Genomic DNA, 17,580 nt, shown 5'->3' with positions numbered 1-17,580 from the left:
ATGTAGATAATTTTCACTATGCGGTCTAAGTATAACGTACTTAAATTTTGATAAGAAGGTTATCTTTCAAAAAAGAGGTGAATCCTTGAAGTGAAATGTATGAAAAATGGAAAATAAAAAAGCTCCTTCAAAAAGGAGCTTAAACCATTTAATGGGTTTTGTTTTGTTTCATCCACATGAGTATGTCTGACCATACTTGTTCCCGGTCCGCTTCACGCAAAATTTCATGTCGGGCATCGTCATATGTCGCAACGGACAGTTCGACGTCCGCATTGCGATATTTTTCGATGATTCCGTTCAATCCCTCCCCGTCATGGATCACAGGGTCGTCCATCCCGGCGACGAGCAACATCGGAAGAGACTTCGGATGCTCATGAATGCGTGCGACGGTCGTGACATCAAGTGAGGCACGGGTCACTTCATGTAAAAATCCGAGTGAGGGAAGCCCCCCACAATTCGAATCATCGATATACGAATCAACTTCCTCGGGGACGCTTGATAGCCAGTCACTATCCGTTCGAGCAGGCAAAAACTTAAGGTTGTAGCGCCCGAACAAAAGGCGTTCAAAGAAACGTGATTGATGCGTGGCACCTTTACGTTTCATGACGGAAGCGATTAAACGATGCCCGACTTCACCTGCGACCCCAGGATGTGGGGGAGGCGCGACGACAATCACTCCAGCCAAAGCATGCCCCATGATTTGACCAAGTCGACGAACGAGCAGAGAACCGAAACTGTGACCTAACACATAAGTAGGGCGCTCATCTTCATAACGGTTAATCAGATATTGAGCATCCTCGACAAGTTGCGGAAAGCCCTCGCCCGGAGAGAGGTGTCCATAAGTCTGTTGTTCGTGGGCGCTTGAACCCGCCCCTCGTAAGTCGCATATGAACACATCGTATCCATTTTCTGTTAGAAAATGAGCGAACTCAATATATCTTTCATGGTGTTCAAGCATTCCATGAAAGATGAATATTTTTCCAATAGACTGCTCTGCTCGAATTTCCATTACTTCTGTCTGATATCCGTCTGGATACGTCAACTCCGAAAGAACCATGTGTCATCCTCCTATTAGAAAAGTCCGATTGCTTTTCCAGATTCATCAATGCCCATATTGAGGGCAGCCGGATGTTTCGGTAAGCCCGGCATCGTTAAAACGTTACCTGTGAGAGCAACGAGGAAACCTGCTCCTACTGATGGTTTTAATTCGCGTACCGTAATGGTGAATCCTTGTTGATAACCGAATTTGGAAGGGTCGTCCGATAGAGAGAACGGTGTCTTCGCCATACAAATCGGCAGGTCTGCCCAACCTTTCTGTTCAATCTCAAGCATTTGTTTTTTAGCTTTTGCTGTGAACGTGACATCGGCCGCTCCATATACTTCCCGGGCAATCGTTTTAATCTTTTGTTCAATCGAATCGGTCAATTCGTAAAGTGGTGATAGTTTACTTTCGTTTGACTCAACCGCATCAATGACAGCTTCAGCGAGTTGTTGCCCACCGAGTCCGCCGTTTGCCCATACTTCGCTCAGTGAAGCACGAATCTCATGTGCTGTGCACCAGTCAAGTACCGCTGCGATCTCTTCTTCGGTATCTGAATTGAAACGATTTAAGGCAACGACAGTCGGGAGACCGAGTTTTTTCATCGTGTCGATATGTTTCGCAAGCAGTTTCATCCCTTTACCGACCGCACCGACATTCTCGATATGGAGTTGGTCTTTCGCCACACCGCCATGCATTTTCAAAGCACGAACCGTCGCAACGAGCACAACCGCATCAGGATTTAATTCTCCAACACGAGACTTGATATGGCAGAACTTTTCTGCTCCGAGGTCGGCTCCAAATCCTGCTTCTGTCACTACATATTCGCCTAGTTTTAATGCTGTTTTTGTCGCAATGAGCGAGTTACAGCCGTGGGCGATATTCGCAAACGGTCCACCATGGACGAGGGCAGGGGTTTGTTCAATCGTCTGAACTAAATTTGGTTTGAACGCTTCTTTCAACAGCAATGTTGCCGCACCAGCTGCTCCGATATGTTCAGCGGTGATTGGTTCTTGTTGATGATCATAAGCAACGACGATTCGCTTAATCCGATCTTCGAGGTCTTTTAAAGAATCTGCGAGACAGAGAATGGCCATAATTTCAGAGGCGACAGTAATATCGAATCCTTCTTCACGTGGTACGCCATGAGCGGGACCACCGAGACCGACAGTGACGTGACGAAGGGCGCGGTCGTTCAAATCGAGCACGCGTTTCCAAACAATTCGACGAACATCGATGCCGAGGTCGTTTCCTTGATGAAGGTGATTGTCGATCATGGCGCTGATCGTATTATGAGCTGACGTGATGGCGTGCATGTCCCCTGTGAAGTGGAGGTTGATGTCTTCCATCGGGAGAACTTGACTGAAACCACCGCCAGCCGCTCCACCTTTTAAGCCCATCGTCGGTCCGAGTGAAGGTTCGCGAAGGCAGACGATTGCCTGTTTATTCAATTGGTTCAAGGCTTGGCCGAGTCCGACCGTAACCGTCGATTTTCCTTCTCCAGCTGGCGTTGGATTGATGGCTGTAACGAGTACAAGTTTTCCATCTTTTTTTGTCTTCACACGCTCGAGGACATCATAAGAGAGTTTGGCTTTGTATTTTCCGTAAAAATCAAGATCGTCTTCTTGTAATCCGATTTTTGCTGCAATCTCTTTGATGGGCAATGTTTTAGCTTGTTGTGCGATGGTTAGGTCAGATAATGGTTTCGTTGTTGTCATAAAAAAGTACCTCCGTTTTTCGAACGATATGTTTTTATATATTATTTAATATTCGGTTTTGGTGTTTTTAAGCACGAAACGAATGAATTCATGTCCAACCCGTTCGTAATATCATTGATTTTATCATAACTCATCAGATCGTGAAATTCATTCATTCCGTTCAATATTTTCCACCCTTTCCGTCAAATGTATCCGTTTTCATAAAAGATTCTTCACGATACATTGATAGTGGAGGCGATACACATGACTGAAACTTCGAAACGGATGAAACGAAGACGAAATTGGAAGAAACCAGCGAGTTTTGTAGCATTTGTCGGACCTGCTTTTCTAGCGTTCGTCGCGATCGTGCTCATTCCGTTCTTCAATGGGATCTACTATAGTTTTACGGATTGGAACGGTGTGACCGGAGAATTGAATTTTGTCGGATTTGATAATTATCAGCGACTATTCTTTGAAGATGAGCAGTTCCGCGCTTCATTTTGGATAACGACAAAATATACGATTATCTCTGTCTTACTGACGAACATCGTTGGATTCTCGTTGGCATTGCTGTTGACGATGAATATTAAAACACGAAATTTCTTGCGTACGATCTTCTTCATGCCAAACTTGATTGGTGGATTGATTCTCGGATTCATTTGGCAGTTCATTTATGTTAAAGGGTTTGCCTCAATCGGAGCGTTGACGGGTTGGAGTTTATTTGAATTACCGTGGCTCGGGGATGCGCAAACAGCATTCTGGGGAATCGTCATTGTCGCCATCTGGCAAGGAGGCGGTTATGTCATGGTCATCTACATCGCGGCGCTACAAAATGTACCGACGGATTTGATGGAGGCGGCTCGGATTGACGGAGCCAACCGTTTCAAAATGCTTCGTCACATCACGTTGCCGATGATTATGCCGTCCATCACCATCTGTTTATTCTTGACGATTTCTTGGTCGTTCAAAGTGTTTGATACGAACTTATCACTCACAAACGGCGGACCGTTCAAATCAACAGAGATGTTAGCTTTAAATATTTATACGGAGTCTTTTGTGAATAATAACTATGGTCTTGGGTCAGCGAAAGCGGTCATCTTCTTCTTGGTCGTGGCTGCGATTACGGTGACACAAGTGTACGTGACGAAGAAACGGGAGGTAGAAGCATGACGACTGAGAAATTGGAACATGTCGAGAGAAACATAGAGAAAACACCGAAGCGCGTTCCGCAACGTCCACTTCGCCCGGGAACATATTCTTGGAACCTTGGAATCATTGAGCTCGTCGCCATCTTGCTTGGACTTCTCTATTTGGTCCCGTTCTATTACGTTGTTGCCAATTCGTTTAAATCGATGGCTGAAATCTTTACGAACACATCGGCGTTGCCGAATGAGTGGTTGACGTCAAACTATACGGAAGCATGGGAAGCGATGAATTATGGACGTGTGTTTTTAAACTCGCTGTTCATTACAGTCGGGGCGAATGCAATCATCGTCATCTTCACATCGATGGCAGCGTGGAAACTTGTTCGGACGAAGCATTGGATTTCTACGATGATTTTCTTCTTATTCGTGGCAGCGATGGTCATTCCGTTCCAATCGATCATGATTCCGCTTGTGAAAGTCTCAAGCATTCTCGGGCTACTCAACAGTCATTGGGGACTGATGGTCATGTATCTCGGATTTGGTTCTGGAATCTCCGTGTTCCTATACCACGGATTCATGAAATCGATTCCCGAAGAGATTGAAGAAGCCGCAATCATCGATGGTTGTTCAACATGGGGCGTCTTTTGGCGCATCGTCTTCCCGTTACTCAAGCCAATCACGGTGACGATCGTCATCTTGAATAGCCTATGGATTTGGAACGACTTCTTATTGCCATCACTTGTTCTCCGTGATGTGGAGTTGCGGACCATCCCGCTCGCAACGTTCTATTTCTTTGGGCAGTACACGAAGCAATGGGATTTGGCGTTAGCTGGTTTAGTGTTAGGAATCGTTCCACTTTTAGTCTTTTTCTTCGGTATGCAAAAACATATCATCAAAGGGATTACAAGTGGCTCGATTAAATAACCCTCCCAAGGGAATCCTCCGTTCGCTACACGGAGGATTAATTTTTTTGAAAAAAGTCGTTGACATTAGTCTGAATATTTATAATAATGAACTCAATTCAATTGTGAACGACGTCGAAAGGACGAGTACACGAAGGTAGTGAGTCAAGCGATCCGGGGGTGGTGTGAGCCCGGTCTTAACCCTTCGTCGAAAAACTTCCTGGAGTCGCTACCCGAACGCTTTGCCAGTAGACGTAGCCGGACCGCTCCCCGTTATCGGAGTTACGAGATGATTGTCTCGAAAAAGTGAGTAGATTCGTCTACTAATTTGGGTGGCACCGCGGAACCGAAGTCTTCCGTCCCATGTTCAATGGGAATGGAGGGCTTTTTTTCATGGCTTCATTTTCAAATATTCCACAATTGGAGGAAACGGAAAATGACAACAGCAACAAGCACGATGAAGGAAAGACAGCAGACAATCGCGACAGTGAAGGCACTCTTCGAGGAGAAGGTCTCACGTGAACTCGGACTCACGCAAGTGCAGGCACCACTATTCGTAGAGTCAGCAAGTGGTGTCAACGACCATCTGAACGGCGTGGAGCGCATCATTCAGTTCGATACGATGTATCCGGGACATGAACTTGAAATCGTTCAATCGCTTGCGAAATGGAAACGTGAGGCACTCGGACGATATGGATTCGGAGTCGGAGAAGGGTTATACACGCAAATGCGCGCCATTCGCCGTGATGAAGAACTCGATGCGACACACTCTCTCTTCGTCGATCAGTGGGACTGGGAGCGGGTCATCGCTCGAGAAGAACGGACGATGGAATATTTAAAAGCAACGGTCGAGTCGATTTATGCGGCACTCCGTGAAACAGAATCGGAAGTGGAAACAACGTATGGCATTGAAGCGATTCTTCCGGAAGCCATCCATTTCATCACGAGTCAAGAATTAGAGGACGCATATCCGACGATGACACCGAAAGAACGTGAGAGTGCCATCTGTAAAGAACATGGCGCCGTCTTTATCTCGCAAATTGGTGACCTTCTCGCATCTGGCATGAAACACGATGGACGTGCGGCTGATTATGACGATTGGTCACTCAACGGTGACATCCTCGTCTGGCATCCAGAACTCGAATCGGCATTTGAGTTATCATCGATGGGGATCCGGGTAGATGAAACGGCTCTTGACGCACAGCTAAAGAAAGCGGATGCGGACGAGAAACGGGCATATCCATTCCACCAAGGTGTCCTCGAAGGCAAGCTTCCACTGACGATTGGCGGAGGAATCGGTCAATCACGTGTGGCGATGTATCTCTTGCGTGCGCGCCATATCGGGGAAGTACAAACGTCGGTTTGGCCACAAGAAGTGATTCAGTCGTGTGAAGCAGCTGGCATCAGCTTGTTGTAATATAATAAGAAGAAACACGGAACAGGACTCTAAAATGTGAGTCCTGTTTTTCTGTGCAACATTTTCCACCCTATTCGTCAAATTTGACACCTACATTATGGAAGCGTTTTCATTTAAAGTTGATTTTGTAAAGAATGGATCAGGTTAAGGGAGGAAATGAAATGAAACAGAAGTGGAAATTGTCGACTGCGGTCATGACGGCTGGAATGGTACTTTCATTAGCGGCTTGTGGAGGAGGATCTCTTACAGACGAAGGGTCTTCTGAAGGAAGTGCGGATAGCGGTGACAAAAAAGACGTTACGTTAAATGTCTTCCAGTTCAAAGCGGAGATCGCCAAAGATCTTGAAGCGATGGCAAAAGAGTATGAAGAAGAGACTGGCGTCAAAGTGACCGTTCAAACGGTCGGTGGCGGTGCGGACTATGGTGCGGCCCTCAAGTCTCAATTCGCTTCGGGCAATGAACCGGACATCTTTAATAACGGTGGCTTCACAGAAGCGCAGACGTGGAAAGACAAACTCGAAGACTTGTCGAGCGAGAAGTGGGTCGGAGATTTGACGGAAGTCGCCAAAGAACCGATGACGATGGATGGTAAACTTTACGGAATGCCGATGAACCTTGAAGGATACGGATTCATCTATAATAAAGAACTATTTGAAAAAGCGGGTATCAAAGAGTTGCCGAAAACGCTCTCTGAACTGACAGATGCTGCTGAAAAACTTGAGAAGGCAGGCATCACACCATTCTCTGTCGGTTATGCAGAGTTTTGGATTTTAGGCATTCATCTCTTAAATATTCCGATGGCGCAGCAAGATGATCCGGATGCGTTCATTCAAGCACTAAATGAAAATAAAGCGAAGTTTGAAGACAACGAACAGTTCCAAGAGTTTTTGAAGCTGTTTGATTTGACAATCAAATACGGAAATAAGAATCCATTGACGACAGACTATAATACACAAGTCACTCAGTTCGCCCAAGGTGAGACAGCGATGCTCCAACAAGGAAACTGGGCACAACAGATGATTCTCGATGTGAATCCGGATATGGAAATGGGCTTCGTTCCAATTCCAATCAACGACGATGCCGAGAAAATGGACCGCCTACCGGTTGGTGTCCCTAACAACTGGGTCGTCAACAAGAATTCGAAGTATAAAGAAGAAGCAAAAGATTTCTTAGAATGGATGGCGACATCTGATACTGGAAAAGACTATATGGTCAACAAGTTCAAGTTCATCCCGGCGTTCAAGTCGATTGAAGCGAACGACCTCGGACCGCTCGCAGATGACATCCTTGCATATTCGAATGAAGGAAAGACCATCTCATGGAACTGGTTCAAGTATCCGGATGGTGCGGTGAATGAATACGGTGCACTCATGCAGGCATATGTCGGTGGACAAAAAACAGGTGAAGAGATGCTTCAAGACTTCACGAAAGTATGGCAAGACAAAGTGAAATAAGCGACGCACAGACGGTGAAACGACCCCTTCACCGTCTGTGTTTTTTTTATGAAGAAACTGTCACAAGAATCCCATATAAACCACACACATACCTATGGGGGTTTCAGTAAAATAAGTGATGTAAGCGGTTGAGAGAAGGAGGGGGCATGAAACGATTACTAGTGGGGATTTTATTTATGTGTTGGATGCCGCATGTGAATGCGGAAGGAACGCTGACTCCATTAACTGAACCAATCGTCATCGAATCAAACGAAATATTTGATGGGACCGGAAAAACATATGCAAGCTGTGGACACCCGGCGTTCATTCTTCGAGGGACGGGTGCTCTTCTTGAACGTGTGTCGGTTCAACAGTGCGAGGGTGATCGTGTACCCGCCGTTCAAATGTCGGGTCTCGGACACCAACTAATCGATGTGTCTATCGAATCCTCGGGCACTGGACTATTGATTGAGAATAGTTACGGCGTACGTGTCATTCGAACATCAATTCAAGGAAACGGACAGGCAGATGGGATTGTACTTCTCAATAGCGAAGCGTCAGAGCTCAGAGGAGTCGTCGCGAAAGAGGTGCGAGACGGGATATACATAGAAAACGGATCTCAGCACACGATTGTGCGACCAGTCGTCTCGCATTCACGCTATGGCATTCACTTGATGTTTCCGACTGACGTTATGATTTCTGTACCTGAACTACATCATAATTTGACGGGTGCGATGATTATGGGGACGAATCAAGTCGCTTTCCAAAATGGAAATGTGCATGATCAAGTCGGTGGAACGGCGACGGGACTGATGTTATATGAAGCCATCGATACAACAATTGAGAAGACGAGTATTTATGGGAATCATATCGGTTTATATGCGGAGCAGTCGACTGGGACGACACTCGAACAGAATGCAATTAATGGAAATGACATTGGCTTTCAATTGAAGCAAGCAAGAGGGATGATGATTCTCCAAAATAATCTATTGGGGAATCGAGAACCCGTAACGATGGTCGAGTCATCTGAAAACATCGTGCAAGGAAATGTGTGGGGTGACATGACCCTTGACCTGAATGGCGACGGCTATAGTGAGGTTCCATTTCGCACAGACCCATATTTATTCTTATTGACAGATTCATATGAGGCATTCGAATTATTGTATGGGTCACCCGGTCTTCTTTTACTAAAAAGTATACTAAGGAGCCCGGAAGACGTATCGTTGACAGATGTTTCACCACAAACTTATTCTCCGATGTGGAAATGGAACGGTTCGGTCTGGAATGTAGGAAGTATTTTATTGCTCATTATCATTTGGAGATTTGGGAGGAAACGACATGAAATCGTATAAACAAGTAGCAGGACTATTATCAGTAGCAGGATTATCGTTGGCACTTGGTGCATGTTCAAGTGCATCGGCAGAACCGTTTGAAATCAAATGGGGCGAAACGGAATGCGAAGTGTGTAAGATGAAAATCATGGATGAGCAGTTCGCAGCGGAAGCAATCATGGAGAATGAAAAAGGATATGCGTTCGATGATATTGGATGCTTGATGCGTGATTGGTATCCAGAACAAAAAGAAGACGATATTGCAGCCATGTATGTGAAAGATTTCAATACGAAAGATTGGGTCGAATTAGACGAAGCGATGTTTGTTTACGACAAAGAGTCGAAAACACCGATGGCTTACAATATTCTATCGTTCGCAAAAGAGGCGGACGCGGAAGCGTATATGGAAGAGAACGGCGGCGAGATGATGGACTTCGATCAATTGAAAGATCATACATGGGAACGTGGCGAGATGAACATGATGATGGATGGCGAAGGTTCGATGGACGGAATGAATCAAGATAGCGAGATGGACATGGAGATGGATACGGAAGAAGAAGGGCAGTAACCGATGTCTCTATGGAGGATGGAATGGGCACGCAGCCTTCGAAAGCGAGAGAACTATGTCTTTCTCCTGACGTGGATTCTCACGCTCGTTCTACTCGGAGGACTTGGACAAGCACTACCGATTGCTGCCGACTATACGAACATAAGCGCAACGCTGATCACGGTGCTCGGTCTATTGCTTCCGCTTTTCATCTTACTGACCACGGCAATCCATTGGGGACAAGAGCAAGAATCGAAACGACTAAGTTTACTTTCGACATTTACCTATCCAAAATGGAAATTCATTTTCATCCGCTTTAGTTCATTTTTGGTCACACAAGTGCTCGTTCTATTATTGGCATTCTTCATCGCGTCACTCGTCGTCGGTCAATCGTTTACAACGTGGTTCATCCTATTTGCTTACGCGACTGGATTAACGATATATGCGACGGCACTCGGTACGTTAATCGGACTATTCGGTCGTACGAGAATCCGGGCGATGTTACTCGCCTTTTTAACGTGGGTCGTTCTCGTGCTATTATGGTCGACGATTCTCGTGACGATTATTTCCTGGCTTCCTTACGGTATGCAGGTGAACGGGATGATTGCTGCACTGTTCGTGAATGGATTTGATTTGATGCGTATTTGGGCAAGTACGACGGTATCGTCTCCAGACGTTTTTGGAGAGGTGTATCTCAACTGGTTAAATTGGATGAATCACCCGATTGGATCTGTCATCGTCTGGGCTACCTTGATGACGATGAGTAGTTTCTTGTTGTGGCTTGCTTCGAAAGTGGCTTGGAGGAAAACATCATGATCCACTGCATAGACGTAGGAAAAAAATATGGCGATACGTGGTCGCTCCATCCGATTCGTGAAGAGATTACCTCAGGGCGAATCATTGCTTTATGCGGGAGCAACGGGGCGGGGAAGTCGACGCTTTTAAATCTGATGAACGGGACAATCGAACCAAGTATCGGGGTCGTTCAGTTGAATGGCTACACGACAAAGCAGCGAACGAAATACAATGAGAACTTTGGCTATATGCCGGACGATTTCTCGTTTGATGGGACATGGACGGTTGAAGAGACGTTCACCTACTACGCCATCTTGCAAGGCGCACGTCCGACTCCTGAAGTTCTCAAACGAGTCGGGTTATATGAACATAAGCGCAAGAAAATCGCCGAATTATCTAAAGGGATGCGCCAACGTCTCCTCTTGGCACAAGCGCTCGTCAATGAGGCGGCTATCCTGTTATTAGATGAACCGACGAACGGTCTAGATCCGATCTGGATGCGAATGCTTCAAGATTTACTACGTGAAGAGGCGGAGCGAGGGACGACCATCGTATTTTCAACTCATCAACTAGATGTTGCCGCTATGTTGTCAGATGAAGTCTGGATGATGAGAGCGGGTTCTATTTGTGGGAAGGTGCATGTCCATGAAGAACAAGCCGCGTATGAACGTCTAAGAGAATTCTTTTTCGGATCAGAAGATGACACTTGTAAAATGGACGTGGCTCGCACAAAATAATAGACAGTTGAAGTGGTGCTCGGAACCTTCCGACGCCACTATTTTTTTGGGGAGATGGAACGGATGAGAAAAAATGTGACGGTTGCCCTCTTATTGGCAACCTTTTTAGCGGCGATTGAAGGGACGGTCGTATCAGTTGCGACGCCTGTCATCGCCAGTGAGTTGAACGGGGCGACGCTCGTCAGTTGGGTATTTGCTGCCTTCTTACTATTTACAGCAGTATCGACACCGATATATGGGAAAGTGGCGGATTTATTCGGGCGGAAGCGTGTCCTCTTGTTTGGCATCGGGTTGTTCACGCTATCCTCACTCTTATGTGGGTTAGCCACGTCGATGGAACAGCTGATCGTCTTTCGGGCGCTACAGGGTCTAGGGGCCGGTGCGGTTCTTCCGATTTCGATGACGATTATCGGCGATCTATACAAATATGAGGAACGCGGAAAGATTCAAGGGATTTTAAGTGCCGTATGGGGCGTGTCGGGTGTACTCGGTCCGGTCATCGGAGGCTTTTTAGTCGAAACGTTATCTTGGCGCTACGTTTTTTTATTGAACGTACCATTTGCGTTACTTTCGTTTATCATGATTATCATCTTCTATAAAGAGAAAGTCGCTGAGACGACTGAGCGGATTGACTTGAAAGGCGCGCTTTTGTTCGCAGGTGGGACGACAGCATTCCTATACGCCCTGATCACATTCAGTGAAACGAATGAATGGACGAAGACCATCGTTGCCAGCGGGGTGTTCAGTATCATCTTATTGGTTGGCTTCTTCGTATCTGAACGAAAAGCAAAATCTCCGTTGTTGCCGTTTGAACTACTCAAGCAACCGACGATTGCTGCGATTAACGGTTCGGTCTTTTTTGCGGCGTGGGTGCTCGTCTCCATGTCTGCATATATCCCGATTTGGGCACAAGCTGTGTTAGGGAAATCAGCGACAGAGGCTGGATTTATGTTGATGCCATTATCGGTCGCGTGGACGTTCACATCGATTATCGGTGGGCGTACACTCGGAGTGGCTTCTCCGAGACGACGCGCTTTGATTGGGATGGGATTGCTCATCATCGGGACGCTAACCTTAACATTATTATCACAATCTAGTTCAGATTTATGGGTATACGGGGCAGTGGCACTGATCGGTGTCGGATTCGGGTTGTCTCAACCGATGTTTATCGTCGTCCTGCAAACTGTCGTCTCCTATCAACAGCGTGGAACGGCAACGGCGACAAATTCATTCTTGAGTACGGTTGGTCAAACGCTCGGTGTAGCGGTGTTCGGAGCAGTCTTTAACTTTGTTGTTCTTAACGACTTTAAAGAGAGCAGCGCGTTATCTCAAGTTTCATTAGAAGACTTCTTCAATCAGAGTGTCACGGAGACGTTGAACGCTTCGGTTCGACTTCAAGGAGAACAAATCATTGCGATCGGATTGAACAGCATCTTTATCGGAGCGATGGTCGCCGCAATCATCGCGTTCGTCATCGCGTCCCGCTTGCCGGCTCGCCCACCGGAACCTTCACAGCGCTCGTGAAACAAGGGTATGATGAAAGAAAGGGAGGCGAACCGACATGAAACGTCAAATTGGGATTGTGACATTGTTGTTTCTGATGGGGTGTGCGCCAGAACAAACGAACGAAGGAGCAGAACCACCTACTTCAGAAGAGACACGAAGTGAGTCAGAGACTGACCGTGAGACGAGTACGACGGAAGAGTCGAATCTTGAGATTGGAGAAGTGACCACCATTGCCGAGAACTTGTCCATTCCGTGGTCACTCGCTCGAACAGAGGAGGGATGGCTCGTATCCGAACGTGGTGGCACGATCACCGTGCTTGACAGTTCGGGTCGCGCAACCCGACAAGACGTGAACTTCAAGGAAAGTGTATTCGAGATTGGTGAAGGAGGGCTCCTTGGTCTTGCGTTAAGCAAAGATTTTGAATCGAGCGGAATCCTTTACGCGTATCATACGTATGGATCGTCGGGAAGAAACGTTCAAAATCGTGTGGTCGAGTTGACATGGGATGGAGAACGCTTTGAGGAGACGAATGTCTTACTTGACGAGATTCCAGGTGCACGTTTTCATAACGGAGGTCGCCTATTGCTGGACGGTGAGCATCTTTGGGTGACGACGGGAGATGCGCTCGTGCCTGAACTTGCACAAGACGAATCATCATTAGCCGGAAAGATTCTACGAATCCCATTATCGGGTGAAGGTAAACCGACCGACTGGATCTATTCGCTCGGTCACCGCAATCCTCAAGGATTGAGTCAAATTGATGAAGTTCTTTATGCGAGCGAACACGGGGCGAGCGGACATGACGAGGTCAACGTGATAGAAGAAGGAAACAATTATGGATGGCCCATCATTGAGGCGAATCAGGAACAAGAAGACCTTGTCACACCGTGGTTTGAAGTAGGCGAGACCTCTTGGGCACCTTCTGGTATCGCGACAGATGAACAGTACGTCTATATGGCGACGCTTCGGAACGAGCGGCTTGTTGCCATCGACCGGGAAACGAAACAAGTGACGACGATTGTCGAAGATGTAGGTCGGATTCGTGATGTGTGGTTAGAAGATAACACCTTGTATTTTATTTCGAACAATACGGACGGACGAGGCAACCCACAGCCTCAAGACGATCAACTTTATCAAGTAACGATTCGCTAGAAACTGACGACTTTGTCAGTTTCTATTTTTTTCATTGTTTCTTCTGGAAGTAACGGTATAATTAAACATGTATTTTGGAAAAAGAAGGAGAAAATAGATGAATCATTCAAACTTGGTACATAAACGAGAAAAACTATACTTCTCACTATTAGTTGCAGCAAGCGTGCTCATGTTAATCCTCGGGATCGTGCTGACAGTAGCCTCATTCGGTCTCTTTTTATGGATCATCGGTACAATCGTATCGCTCTCGCTCTTTACTCACTGGATTCAAATCGGGTACATTCGGACGAACGGTGTCAAAGTGACGGCTCGTCAGTTTACAGAACTTCATGAGATGGTTCAACGCGTCGGGGTAGATATGGGCATCCGCTTGTTGCCAGATGTGTATATTTTACAAGCGGGTGGTGTATTAAACGCTTTTGCCACACGTTTCTTCCAGAAGAACATGGTCATTCTGTATTCGGATGTTGTGGAATTAACACGGACGGGACAGACGAAAGAAGTGGAGTTTGTCATCGCACACGAGCTAGCACACATTCGTCGTAACCATGTCCAAAAGCAGTGGGTCGTCTTGCTCGGTAGTATCATTCCTTTCTTAGGTTCTGCCTATTCACGTGCTTGTGAGTATACGTGTGACCGGATGGCTGCTCATTACATTCAAGACTTCGGGGCGGCGAAGCGTGCGTTAACGGTTCTTGCAATCGGGGGACCGCTCGCGAAAGAAGTGAATGAGTTCGACTATTTGTACGAAGCAAGTCGAGAGAACGGTTTTATCGCGAAATATAGTGAGTTGTTGTCGACGCATCCAACGTTACCGAAACGAATCGCATCGATTGCAACAGCTGCAGGTGAAGAAAACATTCCAGTCTTCAAGACGGCTGGATATGTGAAAGCTTCTATCATTTCGATGATATTGTTGACGGTCATCGGGAACGGAGTCCTCATCGCGTTTCTTGTTATGAGCGACGATTTGACGGAGATTGTATCTGCGGCGATGAGCGAGGACCTTGCAGATGATTGGGCGTTGGAATGGGAAGAACCAATCCAAGAATTGACGTACAATAATGCGAGCTATGAAGAAATCGAAGCAGAATTACAAAATGGTGCTGACGTGAATATTCAAGACGAGTATGGCGAAACGCCACTTCACAACTTGTTCTACAATGATGAGGTTGATGAAGAAACAGTTCAACTCTTGCTAGACAACGGAGCTGACGTCACGCTCCAAAATGATAGCGGGATGACACCGATTGATACGGCACGTGATTGGGGACATAGTTCTGAACTCATTGAATTAATGGAAGCATATGAATAAAAGAAATTTCCTCGTTTCAAAAGAGACGAGGAAATTTTTTTGTGGTTTTTTGCAAACGTTTGCATAGCGCGTGATATACTGTTTGGGTAGGAGGGATATCGGTGAATAGCATACGGACAAAGTTAACGGGGATGATTGCGTTGACCATTATTGTACCGGTCATTTTAGCGACGATTGTTTCATTTTGGTACGTGCAAGATCGGGAGCGTGAACGTGGTCTTGAGATGACCGAATGGTCGCTCGAAAGGGGGACACGTCAGATGGAACGCTATATCTCTGATTTGAGTCGATTGCCAACGAGCTTATACGCTGATCGTGACGTATTAGACATTTTGGAGTATGGACCGGGGCTTTCGTTACGAGAAACGGAGATTGAAGTGCGGCGCGCGCTCCTCGCGATGTATCTGTCCCGAGAAGATGTGGCGCAAATTCAGCTGTTAATGCTCGAAGATATGGATTCGTTTGCGGTTTATAAAATGAAAGTGTCACCACGATCGAAAAAAGAGCCGAGTGCCGTCCAACGACAGCTATTGGACAATCCGAAAAGTCGTATCTTATTGGAAGCATCCCATCCACTTGTTGCTTATCATGATTTTGGACCGATCATGACACAAGAAGACGTCGTGACGCTTCATTTCAGGCTGGACAAGATTGAAACGGATGAACCACTTGCTATTCTTTCGCTCGATATCCCTGAAAATTTATTCATCGGGCAGCTGGCTTCTTTACAAAATAGTCCGGATGAGAGTTTATGGTTCGTCGGTGAAGACAACCGTGTGTTTGCCCATCTCGGTGAGGGAGAAATTCCGTCTTCATTTCAGCCGAGATCCATCTCGACCGATGGAAAACACCATCAGATCACGAAAACATTCGAGTTTGACCATCAGCAGTTTTATGTCGGTAAATCGATTCCAGATGAACTCTTGACCGAACCGGCTTCACGAACGTCATTCATCATCTTGCTTGTCGGGATGGTCTCGCTCATTTTGGCACTGATCGGAGCGACCTATGCTTCGATGAAATTGACGACACCAATCAAGACGTTGACCTCAAACATTTGGCGAATCGAGCAAGGGGACATGACCGTCTCATTTGATTCCCTCGGAAATGATGAGTTCGGCGTACTCGGAAGACAGTTCAAGCGAATGATTGAACGGATCGATGATTTAATTCAACGAGAGTATAAGCTCGCCTTAGAGAATCGGACGAATGAGCTTCGTACGCTTCAGGCGCAAACCAATCCGCATTTCTTATTTAATACGTTACAGTCAATCGGAACATTGGCATTGAAGGGAGATGGCAAGACGGTCTATCGATTGATCACGCAACTGTCTTCGATGATGCGGTATACGATGCATCCAGAAGAGTCGATGGTGACACTGAAACGAGAGATCGAGCATTTGAATTCATACATTCGTCTTCAAGACGTACGATTTCCAAATCAGTTTCAAGTGACCGTTTCAGTTCCTGAAGACCTCCATGAACTGATTGTTCCCAAAATGATTTTGCAGCCGTTGGCAGAGAACTTTTTCAAGCATGGGTTCGAGCGGGACGGCTCTGCTTTAGCGAATCGATTTGATGTGACGGCCTGGATGGACGGCACGTCACTCGTGATTCGTTGTGAGAACAGTGGTCGTTCGCTGACGACCGAGGAATGGGAACGAGTCATGTCACGGATTGAACAAAGTGATTCGACATTTTATGACACGGAAGGCACAGGATTACGAAACATTCGCGATCGACTCATGTTAAACTATAATCGGGAGGCAGAATTTATGTTGGCTACACCTGAAACAGGCGGTTTTCGAATTATGATGCGTTTCCCGGCTTCTTCTGAGGGGGTGGCGTCATGACGAAAGTGTTGATTGTAGATGATGAATCTCCGGTAAGGGAAGCGGTGAAATTACTCGGTGAATGGGAACGGTTCGGTGTGACGACGGTTCTTGAAGCAACGGATGGGCGTGAAGCACAGGCGCTCATCGAACAAGAACGTCCAGCGCTCATCTTATCCGATATTCAAATGCCCCATTGTGATGGAATCGAGCTGATGGAGTGGGTACACGACCATGCTTCATTTTCTAAGCTTGTCGTGTTGACAGGATACGATGAATATTCGTATATGCGACGCGCCATCCAGTATGGGAGCTTTGATTATTTGTTAAAACCGATCGACCCGGATGTATTGAATGATACGTTGGCACGCGCGTTAGGGGACGTGGTGGATCGATCGAGTGAAGACCCGATTTCTCAGATTGGAACGTTCATTGAACAGCATTTTTCGGAAGAACTGAGTTTGCAAGGGATGAGCGAACGATTTTACTTAAGTCGAGAGTACATCTCGCGACGTTTTAAACAACAATATGGCGTGAACTTGTCCGAATACGTATTGACGATTCGGATGAACGAAGCGAAGCGCCTGTTAGAGACGAGTAGACAGCGTATCTATGAAGTCGCCCAAGCAGTCGGCTTTTCGGACGATAAATATTTCCGGAAAGTCTTTAAAAAACAAGTCGGTGTTACTCCGAACGAATTTCGGGAAAAGGTTCAACGACAAGCTTAAAGG

Annotated in this window: 15 protein-coding genes and 1 other annotated feature; of the genes, 13 read left to right on the top strand and 2 right to left on the bottom strand. The window is 46.4% G+C overall.

All coding sequences use genetic code 11. The annotated features are described in order from the left end of the window. Positions 1 to 148: 148 nt before the first annotated feature. Entirely contained in the window at positions 149 to 1,057 is a 909-nt protein-coding gene (locus KNO86_RS11825) for an alpha/beta fold hydrolase (protein ID WP_214696456.1), read from the bottom strand. Positions 1,058 to 1,071: 14 nt separating this feature from the next. Beyond that, positions 1,072 to 2,757 (bottom strand): formate--tetrahydrofolate ligase, encoded by a 1,686-nt coding sequence (locus KNO86_RS11820; RefSeq protein ID WP_214696454.1) that lies wholly within the window; start codon positions 2,755 to 2,757, stop codon positions 1,072 to 1,074. A gap of 243 nt (positions 2,758 to 3,000) precedes the next feature. Here KNO86_RS11820 and KNO86_RS11815 point away from each other — a divergent pair, with 243 nt between their 5' ends. The 13 genes from KNO86_RS11815 to KNO86_RS11755 all read left to right on the top strand — a co-directional run bounded on the left by KNO86_RS11815 (position 3,001) and on the right by KNO86_RS11755 (position 17,577). Next, positions 3,001 to 3,906 carry a carbohydrate ABC transporter permease gene (locus KNO86_RS11815; RefSeq protein ID WP_427373576.1) on the top strand — a complete coding sequence of 302 codons (906 nt, stop codon included), beginning with the start codon at positions 3,001 to 3,003 and terminating at the stop codon, positions 3,904 to 3,906. Further along, on the top strand, positions 3,903 to 4,805 hold the full coding sequence (locus tag KNO86_RS11810; protein WP_083600080.1) for a carbohydrate ABC transporter permease: 903 nt from the start codon (positions 3,903 to 3,905) through the stop codon (positions 4,803 to 4,805). Before KNO86_RS11815 ends, KNO86_RS11810 begins: the two co-directional genes overlap by 4 nt. 104 nt (positions 4,806 to 4,909) lie before the next feature. Then, positions 4,910 to 5,150, top strand: a binding site (T-box leader). 69 nt (positions 5,151 to 5,219) lie between these two features. Continuing rightward, a complete protein-coding gene (gene asnA / locus KNO86_RS11805) occupies positions 5,220 to 6,200 on the top strand; it encodes an aspartate--ammonia ligase (RefSeq protein ID WP_214696452.1) in 981 nt (326 codons plus the stop codon). 161 nt (positions 6,201 to 6,361) lie between these two features. Beyond that, on the top strand, positions 6,362 to 7,654 hold the full coding sequence (locus KNO86_RS11800) for an ABC transporter substrate-binding protein (protein WP_214696450.1): 1,293 nt from the start codon (positions 6,362 to 6,364) through the stop codon (positions 7,652 to 7,654). A gap of 146 nt (positions 7,655 to 7,800) precedes the next feature. Next, a complete protein-coding gene (locus KNO86_RS11795; RefSeq protein WP_214696448.1) occupies positions 7,801 to 8,985 on the top strand; it encodes a NosD domain-containing protein in 1,185 nt (394 codons plus the stop codon). After that, positions 8,972 to 9,532, top strand: a complete 561-nt coding sequence (locus KNO86_RS11790) for a nitrous oxide reductase accessory protein NosL (RefSeq protein WP_214696446.1) — start codon at positions 8,972 to 8,974, stop codon at positions 9,530 to 9,532. Before KNO86_RS11795 ends, KNO86_RS11790 begins: the two co-directional genes overlap by 14 nt. A gap of 3 nt (positions 9,533 to 9,535) precedes the next feature. Continuing rightward, positions 9,536 to 10,327: a hypothetical protein gene (locus KNO86_RS11785; protein WP_214696444.1), complete on the top strand. Its 792-nt coding sequence runs from the start codon at positions 9,536 to 9,538 to the stop codon at positions 10,325 to 10,327. Further along, positions 10,324 to 11,043 (top strand): ABC transporter ATP-binding protein, encoded by a 720-nt coding sequence (locus tag KNO86_RS11780; RefSeq protein ID WP_214696442.1) that lies wholly within the window; start codon positions 10,324 to 10,326, stop codon positions 11,041 to 11,043. Before KNO86_RS11785 ends, KNO86_RS11780 begins: the two co-directional genes overlap by 4 nt. A gap of 63 nt (positions 11,044 to 11,106) precedes the next feature. Next, a complete protein-coding gene (locus KNO86_RS11775; protein ID WP_214696440.1) occupies positions 11,107 to 12,567 on the top strand; it encodes an MDR family MFS transporter in 1,461 nt (486 codons plus the stop codon). A gap of 37 nt (positions 12,568 to 12,604) precedes the next feature. Beyond that, the gene (locus tag KNO86_RS11770) at positions 12,605 to 13,702 is read left to right on the top strand and encodes a PQQ-dependent sugar dehydrogenase (protein WP_214696438.1); all 1,098 of its coding nucleotides are present in this window, start codon (positions 12,605 to 12,607) and stop codon (positions 13,700 to 13,702) included. 97 nt (positions 13,703 to 13,799) lie between these two features. Beyond that, the gene (locus KNO86_RS11765) at positions 13,800 to 15,017 is read left to right on the top strand and encodes a M48 family metallopeptidase (RefSeq protein ID WP_214696436.1); all 1,218 of its coding nucleotides are present in this window, start codon (positions 13,800 to 13,802) and stop codon (positions 15,015 to 15,017) included. Positions 15,018 to 15,118: 101 nt separating this feature from the next. Continuing rightward, entirely contained in the window at positions 15,119 to 16,870 is a 1,752-nt protein-coding gene (locus KNO86_RS11760; protein WP_214696434.1) for a sensor histidine kinase, read from the top strand. Then, positions 16,867 to 17,577 carry a response regulator gene (locus KNO86_RS11755; RefSeq protein WP_214696432.1) on the top strand — a complete coding sequence of 237 codons (711 nt, stop codon included), beginning with the start codon at positions 16,867 to 16,869 and terminating at the stop codon, positions 17,575 to 17,577. Before KNO86_RS11760 ends, KNO86_RS11755 begins: the two co-directional genes overlap by 4 nt. Positions 17,578 to 17,580: the final 3 nt, after the last annotated feature.

This window comes from Exiguobacterium sp. s160 (genome assembly GCF_018617575.1).
In the GTDB taxonomy this organism is placed as follows: domain Bacteria; phylum Bacillota; class Bacilli; order Exiguobacteriales; family Exiguobacteriaceae; genus Exiguobacterium; species Exiguobacterium aestuarii_A.
Note: the sequence above shows the minus strand (reverse complement) of the source record. Positions and strands in the feature narration are given on the sequence as shown.

Excerpts from the sequence above, each read along its gene's own strand:
- KNO86_RS11795 (WP_214696448.1), top strand. The coding sequence starts at position 7,801 with ATGAAACGATTACTAGTGGGGATTTTATTTATGTGTTGGATGCCGCAT.
- KNO86_RS11790 (WP_214696446.1), top strand. The coding sequence starts at position 8,972 with ATGAAATCGTATAAACAAGTAGCAGGACTATTATCAGTAGCAGGATTA.
- KNO86_RS11815 (WP_427373576.1), top strand. The coding sequence starts at position 3,001 with ATGACTGAAACTTCGAAACGGATGAAACGAAGACGAAATTGGAAGAAA.
- KNO86_RS11780 (WP_214696442.1), top strand. The coding sequence starts at position 10,324 with ATGATCCACTGCATAGACGTAGGAAAAAAATATGGCGATACGTGGTCG.
- KNO86_RS11825 (WP_214696456.1), bottom strand. The coding sequence starts at position 1,057 with ATGGTTCTTTCGGAGTTGACGTATCCAGACGGATATCAGACAGAAGTA.
- KNO86_RS11810 (WP_083600080.1), top strand. The coding sequence starts at position 3,903 with ATGACGACTGAGAAATTGGAACATGTCGAGAGAAACATAGAGAAAACA.
- KNO86_RS11820 (WP_214696454.1), bottom strand. The coding sequence starts at position 2,757 with ATGACAACAACGAAACCATTATCTGACCTAACCATCGCACAACAAGCT.
- asnA (WP_214696452.1), top strand. The coding sequence starts at position 5,220 with ATGACAACAGCAACAAGCACGATGAAGGAAAGACAGCAGACAATCGCG.
- KNO86_RS11800 (WP_214696450.1), top strand. The coding sequence starts at position 6,362 with ATGAAACAGAAGTGGAAATTGTCGACTGCGGTCATGACGGCTGGAATG.
- KNO86_RS11770 (WP_214696438.1), top strand. The coding sequence starts at position 12,605 with ATGAAACGTCAAATTGGGATTGTGACATTGTTGTTTCTGATGGGGTGT.
- KNO86_RS11775 (WP_214696440.1), top strand. The coding sequence starts at position 11,107 with ATGAGAAAAAATGTGACGGTTGCCCTCTTATTGGCAACCTTTTTAGCG.
- KNO86_RS11755 (WP_214696432.1), top strand. The coding sequence starts at position 16,867 with ATGACGAAAGTGTTGATTGTAGATGATGAATCTCCGGTAAGGGAAGCG.
- KNO86_RS11785 (WP_214696444.1), top strand. The coding sequence starts at position 9,536 with ATGTCTCTATGGAGGATGGAATGGGCACGCAGCCTTCGAAAGCGAGAG.
- KNO86_RS11765 (WP_214696436.1), top strand. The coding sequence starts at position 13,800 with ATGAATCATTCAAACTTGGTACATAAACGAGAAAAACTATACTTCTCA.